The organism is Paenibacillus sp. FSL R7-269 (assembly GCF_000517865.1).
GTDB lineage: Bacteria > Bacillota > Bacilli > Paenibacillales > Paenibacillaceae > Paenibacillus_AQ.
In genome coordinates this window covers 1-5968 of sequence record NZ_ASPS01000055.1, presented here as the reverse complement: position 1 = coordinate 5968, position 5968 = coordinate 1, and the positions used below count along the sequence as shown (strand labels likewise).

7 protein-coding genes and 1 other RNA gene are annotated in these 5968 nt (G+C 51.6%); all 8 read left to right on the top strand.

Annotated elements, in window-relative coordinates; all coding sequences use genetic code 11:
* Positions 1-40: 40 nt before the first annotated feature.
* The 8 genes from C162_RS24635 (at position 41) to C162_RS24605 (ending at position 5702) form a co-directional block, all read left to right on the top strand.
* Entirely contained in the window at positions 41-1318 is a 1278-nt protein-coding gene (locus tag C162_RS24635; RefSeq protein WP_036698888.1) for a radical SAM protein, read from the top strand.
* 125 nt (positions 1319-1443) lie between these two features.
* Positions 1444-1641 carry a 50S ribosomal protein L31 gene (rpmE, locus tag C162_RS24630; RefSeq protein ID WP_036698887.1) on the top strand — a complete coding sequence of 66 codons (198 nt, stop codon included), beginning with the start codon at positions 1444-1446 and terminating at the stop codon, positions 1639-1641.
* A 47-nt stretch (positions 1642-1688) separates the two neighbouring features.
* An RNA gene (gene ffs / locus C162_RS35040) (signal recognition particle sRNA large type) lies at positions 1689-1957 on the top strand.
* A gap of 214 nt (positions 1958-2171) precedes the next feature.
* Positions 2172-3941 (top strand): DNA polymerase III subunit gamma/tau, encoded by a 1770-nt coding sequence (gene dnaX / locus C162_RS24625; protein ID WP_036698886.1) that lies wholly within the window; start codon positions 2172-2174, stop codon positions 3939-3941.
* A gap of 49 nt (positions 3942-3990) precedes the next feature.
* Positions 3991-4302, top strand: coding sequence for a YbaB/EbfC family nucleoid-associated protein (locus C162_RS24620; RefSeq protein ID WP_036698884.1), 312 nt, complete (start codon positions 3991-3993; stop codon positions 4300-4302).
* A gap of 36 nt (positions 4303-4338) precedes the next feature.
* A complete protein-coding gene (gene recR / locus C162_RS24615; RefSeq protein ID WP_036698882.1) occupies positions 4339-4938 on the top strand; it encodes a recombination mediator RecR in 600 nt (199 codons plus the stop codon).
* A 202-nt stretch (positions 4939-5140) separates the two neighbouring features.
* Positions 5141-5407, top strand: a complete 267-nt coding sequence (locus C162_RS24610) for a DUF2508 family protein (protein WP_051493900.1) — start codon at positions 5141-5143, stop codon at positions 5405-5407.
* Between the two features lie 28 nt (positions 5408-5435).
* Positions 5436-5702 (top strand): pro-sigmaK processing inhibitor BofA family protein, encoded by a 267-nt coding sequence (locus C162_RS24605; protein ID WP_036698881.1) that lies wholly within the window; start codon positions 5436-5438, stop codon positions 5700-5702.
* Positions 5703-5968 lie beyond the last annotated feature (266 nt).

Sequence of the window (5968 nt, the reverse complement as noted above, 5' to 3'; positions counted from 1 at the left end):
TTGCCGACTACCTGAGAATAGATAACAAGAGGAGAATAACATGTATTTGGTATATGCCGACGAACAAGGAAACGTATATGATCATCCCGAGCTGTATGCCCTGGCCCGCAGTGGCGATATGATCGTTGAGATACTGGAGGAAGAGCTGGTTCCGCTGCCTGAGGGGGCCACGCTGGTCGGGCTTCCGAGCACGCGGGCGATTGGGATGAATCCGGAGACTGGTGAGATGCTGCCCCTGCCGGCAGGTTCGCAGGCTGTCGGAGCCTTGCTGCCGCAGGGATACACTCGTCTGTGCCTTCCCGGTTACGTCAAGACAGACAAGACCTACAAGCTTCCGCTCTTCGGATATTCCGCTGTAGTATGGAAGGACGGTGGTTTCTATGTGGCGGCTGATCTTACTGATGATCCGGAGCAGTGGAACCCGCTTAATTGCGACCGGGACGATGTGAAGACCGGTGTGGGCGAACTGACTGCGAAGTACCCGGAGAACCGTCTGTATAATCACTTGTCCAACTGCGCGCTGGAATATGAATGCTTAACCTCGTCCAATACCTTCCTGGGCCGCTGGGAAGGTGCTGTTCCGGTCTCATACTCCTGCAATGCCGGCTGCTTCGGTTGTATCTCTGAACAGCCCGATGACAGCGGGTTTGTGTCCCCGCAGACCCGGATGAACTTCCGTCCGGCTGTGAACGAAGTATCGCAAGTAATGCTGGAGCACCTGAAGACGCCGGAATCGATTGTCAGCTTTGGACAGGGCTGTGAAGGCGAGCCTTCTACGCAGGCGAAGCTGATTATTGAATCTATCCGTGAAGTCCGGTCCATTACCGATATGGGCTATATCAATATCAACACCAATGCCGGCTTAAGCGATCATATCCGCGGCATTGTTGATGCAGGGCTTGATCTAATGCGGGTTAGTACCATCAGCGCGCTGGATGACCATTATAACGCCTATTACAAGCCTCGCGGATATACGCTGGCTAACGTGGAGAAGTCGCTGAAGTACGCTGCCTCACAAGGCGTATATACCTCCATTAACTATTTGATTTTCCCGGGGGTTACTGACCGTGAGGAAGAGATTGAAGCGATGGTGGAGTTCGTCAGACGTACAGATCTTAAGCTCATTCAGATGCGTAATCTCAATATTGACCCAGAGAGCTATCTGGAGCTTATTCCTCCTGCACGGGGCGAGATTCTTGGCATGAAGACCATGCTCGAGATCTTCCGTGAGGAGCTCCCGGAGGTTGTCATTGGTTCCTTCACCCATGTTCCCCCTGCTGAGCTGGCCCGTGCCAAGCAGCGCAGAGTGCAGCTTTAGGCTTTAGGTTTTTAAGAACGGCTGGCCTATTGCAGAGCCTGGGCTTCACATGCTAGAATGTAGCTTGCGTAATCATATAACTCTAGGCCCGCATGAGGCTTAGGGCGTGAGAGGTGAGATTGTATATGCAAACAACCATTCAACCCAAGTACAATGTAACGAAGGTAACCTGCGCTTGCGGCAACACTTTTGAAGCCGGTTCGACAGTACAGGAGCTTCGCGTCGAAATTTGCTCAAGCTGTCACCCGTTCTTCACCGGTAAGCAGAAGTTCCTGGATGCCGGCGGACGTGTGGACAGATTCAAGAAGAAATATGGTATCTAATTTTGCATAGTTGATTTTTGCCTGTCCGTAAGCTATACTTATCTTCGCCGTGCTAGACGGGGAGGTAGCGGTGCCCTGTAACTCGCAATCCGCTGTAGCGAGGTTGAATTCCTGTTAGAGGTGCTGTCGATGTGAGGCCTTGGTTCCTATAGGCTGTGTTGACGGTTGGGTCCTCCGCAATGAGTGCTTGTGAACCTGGTCAGGTCCGGAAGGAAGCAGCCATAAGCGAGTTTGCTCTTGTGCCGGAGGGTGGCCTAGCCCGAGCAGTTTTGTAGGATTACCGCTTGGATCGCAGCCATCAATAACAGGTGCACGGTTTAAATAAGGATGATGATAGCGTCTTTGCTACAAGCAAAGACGCTTTTTGTTTTTCTAGGTATGCTAGGTAATGAGATATTATTCCCGCTCTGGCTAATATCCTTCCTTGACGGACGGTGAGCCGCTTCTGCTTGGTCAAAGACTTGGGAATATAGTATAATAAATTAGCGACAAATGCCGGAAAGCGGCAGCCTGAGAGAGGGTAATGCATAGTGGAACATATCGCGCTGTACCGTGCCTGGCGGCCGCAGTCGTTTCAAGATATGGTTGGGCAGCAGCATATTATCCAGACGCTGCAGAATGCGATCCGTGAACAGCGGGTTTCGCATGCCTATCTGTTCAGCGGACCGCGGGGAACCGGTAAGACGAGTGCGGCCAAGGTATTGGCCAAGGCAGTCAATTGCGAGCGGGGCCCGGGTCCTGAGCCCTGCAATGAGTGTCCGTCTTGTCTGAGGATTACGGCAGGCAACATCATGGACGTTCAGGAGATAGATGCGGCATCCAACCGGGGCGTTGAAGAGATTCGCGATCTGCGGGATAAGGTGAAATATGCACCTACCGAAGTACGCCGTAAAGTGTATATTATTGATGAAGTGCATATGCTGACAACAGAGGCATTCAATGCCCTGCTGAAGACGCTCGAAGAGCCTCCGCAGCATGTGATGTTTATACTGGCGACCACCGAGCCGCACAAGCTGCCGGCTACGATCATCTCGCGTTGTCAGCGGTTTGACTTCCGCCGGGTCTCGCTGGAGGAACAGACGGGCCGCTTGACTGAAATTTGCCAGAAGGAAGGCATTACAGCAGATGCAGATGCTCTCCAGTATATTGCCCGCCTGTCTGACGGCGGGATGCGCGATGCGCTTAGCATTCTGGATCAGATCTCTTCCTTCACAGACGGGAATGTGACCTATCAGCAGGTGCTTGGAATGACCGGGGGCATCCCCTCCGAGCAGTTCGCGCGTCTGGCGAACGCTATTCTTGAGAGTGACATGGGACAGCTGCTGGAGCTTGTGGAACAGATGATGCATGAGGGCAAGAGCGCAGATAAATGCTTGGAGAATCTTCTGTATTATTTCCGTGATTTACTGATGATCAAGATGGTGCCTGGAGCAAACCAGCTAACGGACCGCGTGCTTAATCCGGCCGATTTCCGTGATATGGCTGAGGCCTTTACCCGTGACAGGTTATTCCTGATTGTAGAGACGCTGAGCCGCTATCTGGGAGAGATGAAGTATGCGACCCATCCACAGACTATATTCGAGGTAGCGCTGATGAAGCTGTGCAGCGGTCCGCAGGATGCTGCTGCTCCGTCTGTAGGTGATCCGGTAGTGAATTCGGCCGCACCTGCAGCCGCGAATGGTTCTCCTCAGGTACAGTCCGGTGAGCTGGATCAGCTCAGACGGCAGATTGCCGCACTGGAGAAGAAGCTGGAGCAGGCTATTCAAGCCGGAGGGGTTGCTGGCGGCGGGCGTGAGCAGGCAGCGCAGCGCACTGCCCCGCCAAGCGCTCCGCGGGTATCCTCCGCCTCTAAGCTTCCCCCGCAGCTGGATAAGTTCATTGCGGGTAAGGACAGTCCTGATTTTAGTGCGGTCTTTAAGCAGTGGAGTCTTGTTCTTCAGGGTGTGAAGGAAGAGAAGGTCACGGTACACGCTTGGTTTGTGGACGGTGAGCCGGTGGCGGTGATGGAAGATGCTGTGCTGGTTGCCTTCAAGAATACCATTCACCGGGATACTACAGAGAAGCCTGCGAACCGGCAGGTCATCGAGAATGTAATGAATGCCAAGCTGGGTAAGCCTTACCGGCTGGTTACTATGATGATGCGGGACTGGAATGAAGCAGCGACGAAATCTGCGGCTTCGGCCGGAACAGAGGAGCTGCGTCTGGAGCATGAGCACGAGAGCGGCGAAGGCAAGTCCGAACCATGGATTGATGAGGCGATCCAGCTCTTTGGAGAAGACCTTGTTGTCATAAAAGAATAAGGATTCAGCTATCAGCGCGAAGATGCGCATCCCAAAGGAGAGATGATGTATGAATAATATGAACCAAATGATGAAGCAGGTTAAGAAGATGCAGGAACAGATGCTCAAAGCCCAGGAGGAGCTAGGCAGCAAGACGATTGAAGGTTCTTCCGGTGGTGGCGTGGTTACCGTTCAGGTGAACGGACACAAGAAATTGCTGTCCATTCAGATCAAGCCGGAGGTTGTTGATCCGGAGGATATCGAAATGCTGCAGGATCTGGTGATCACTGCTGTTAATGATGCTCTTACCCAGGCAGAAGAGTTGGCGAACAACGATATGGGTAAATTCACAGGCGGAATGAAGATTCCTGGCTTGTTCTAGGCTTACTCCACTCCCTGCCAAAGGAGAACCGATACTTTGTATTATCCAGAACCGCTAGCCAAGCTGATAGAAGCTTTTACACGTTTGCCCGGGATTGGCCCGAAGACGGCGGCCCGGCTGGCTTTTCATGTGCTGAACATGAAGGAGGATGAGGTGATTGATTTCGCCAAAGCCTTGGTCAGCGTCAAGCGTAATCTTCATTACTGCTCGGTCTGCTGCAACATAACGGATACCGACCCTTGCCGGATCTGCCAGGACAAAACCCGCGATGCTTCGGTAATCTGTGTGGTTCAGGACTCGAAGGATCTGGTGGCTATCGAACGTACCAAGGAATTTGACGGCTATTATCATGTGCTCCAGGGTGCAATCTCGCCTATGGAAGGCATAGGGCCGGACGACATAAGGCTGAAGGAGCTGCTGACCAGACTCAGCGATGAGCGGGTGAAGGAGCTGATTATGGCGACCAACCCCAACATTGAAGGGGAAGCCACCGCCATGTATATCTCGCGTCTTGTCCGTCCCTTTGAGATCAAGATCACCAGGATAGCCCATGGTTTGCCTGTAGGCGGCGATCTTGAGTATGCAGACGAGGTAACCCTGTCGAAGGCGCTGGAAGGCCGTCGTGAGCTGTTCTGACTGTTGTGCTGTTGTATTAAAAGTGTAGGGAGCCCTCGGGCTCCTTTTTTTATTTCCTCAAGAACCGCTGATACACTGCTAAAAGTTCTGCTAAGACCCCTCTCCCGGTTCTAAGTTTGTCCCTATTCCGATATGTATGAGATTAACGGGTGTGAATCATAGTTGCATCTGCAGTTATTCATATATCTTAGGAGGGATTGCAATGGGTTGGTGGAGTACCAAGTGGCTGAGCGGGAATGCGGATAAGGCAAAGGCAGTGGAGACGGAAGAGGAATGGGGCGCGGTGTACCATGAGGTGCGTAAAGCGCAGTCTGAATGGGAGCGGGCTTACCTGATGTTTGATGAGGCTCTGGGCCAGGATCAGATTGACTATGCGATCTATATCCTGGAGGCGGCTGAGCGTAAATATCAGATACACCTTAAGGATGCCAAGCGGCTGGGACTTAACCGGAGCCAGCTGCAAGTATGAACAGACCGAGTCAACGAGGAGGAGAACGATGCTAAGAACTGTAGCTATGGGTGTACTGATTATATCTGCAGCGCTGCTGATTCTGATTGTATTCAGGAAAAGATTGGGGTGGGCATGGCTGAGCGTATTTGGAACCCATCTTATATTGGCGGCACTCGGAATTTATATCGTTAATTTCTCAGGAGTTGTAAGTGATCTGCACATACCACTTAACCCCACAACCATAGGTGCTGTAACCATTCTTGGACTGCCGGGAGTAGCGCTGTTATTAGGTTTGAAATTAACTTTGTTTTAGAGGTTGACGAAGGCTCCTGATTCATGATACATTAAGTCTCGGCCCTTTGGACAGGAGATCTTCGGATCACTTGCTGAAAGCTAAAGCGAAAAAAGAAAATAAAAAAACGCTTGACTGAAACAAGGGTGCTGTGATATATTATAAAGGTCGCTGCTGAGACAAACATCAACGACAAAAGATGAGACATTGATCTTTGAAAACTGAACAACGAGTGAGTGGGAAATCACTTCGGTGAGATCCAAAAAAGAGAATGTAAATTCTCGTCA

Bases quoted from the DNA above. Each gene is read 5' to 3' on its own strand.
- C162_RS24610 (WP_051493900.1), top strand. From the start codon at position 5,141: ATGGGTTGGTGGAGTACCAAGTGGCTGAGCGGGAATGCGGATAAGGCA.
- rpmE (WP_036698887.1), top strand. From the start codon at position 1,444: ATGCAAACAACCATTCAACCCAAGTACAATGTAACGAAGGTAACCTGC.
- C162_RS24635 (WP_036698888.1), top strand. From the start codon at position 41: ATGTATTTGGTATATGCCGACGAACAAGGAAACGTATATGATCATCCC.
- C162_RS24620 (WP_036698884.1), top strand. From the start codon at position 3,991: ATGAATAATATGAACCAAATGATGAAGCAGGTTAAGAAGATGCAGGAA.
- C162_RS24605 (WP_036698881.1), top strand. From the start codon at position 5,436: ATGCTAAGAACTGTAGCTATGGGTGTACTGATTATATCTGCAGCGCTG.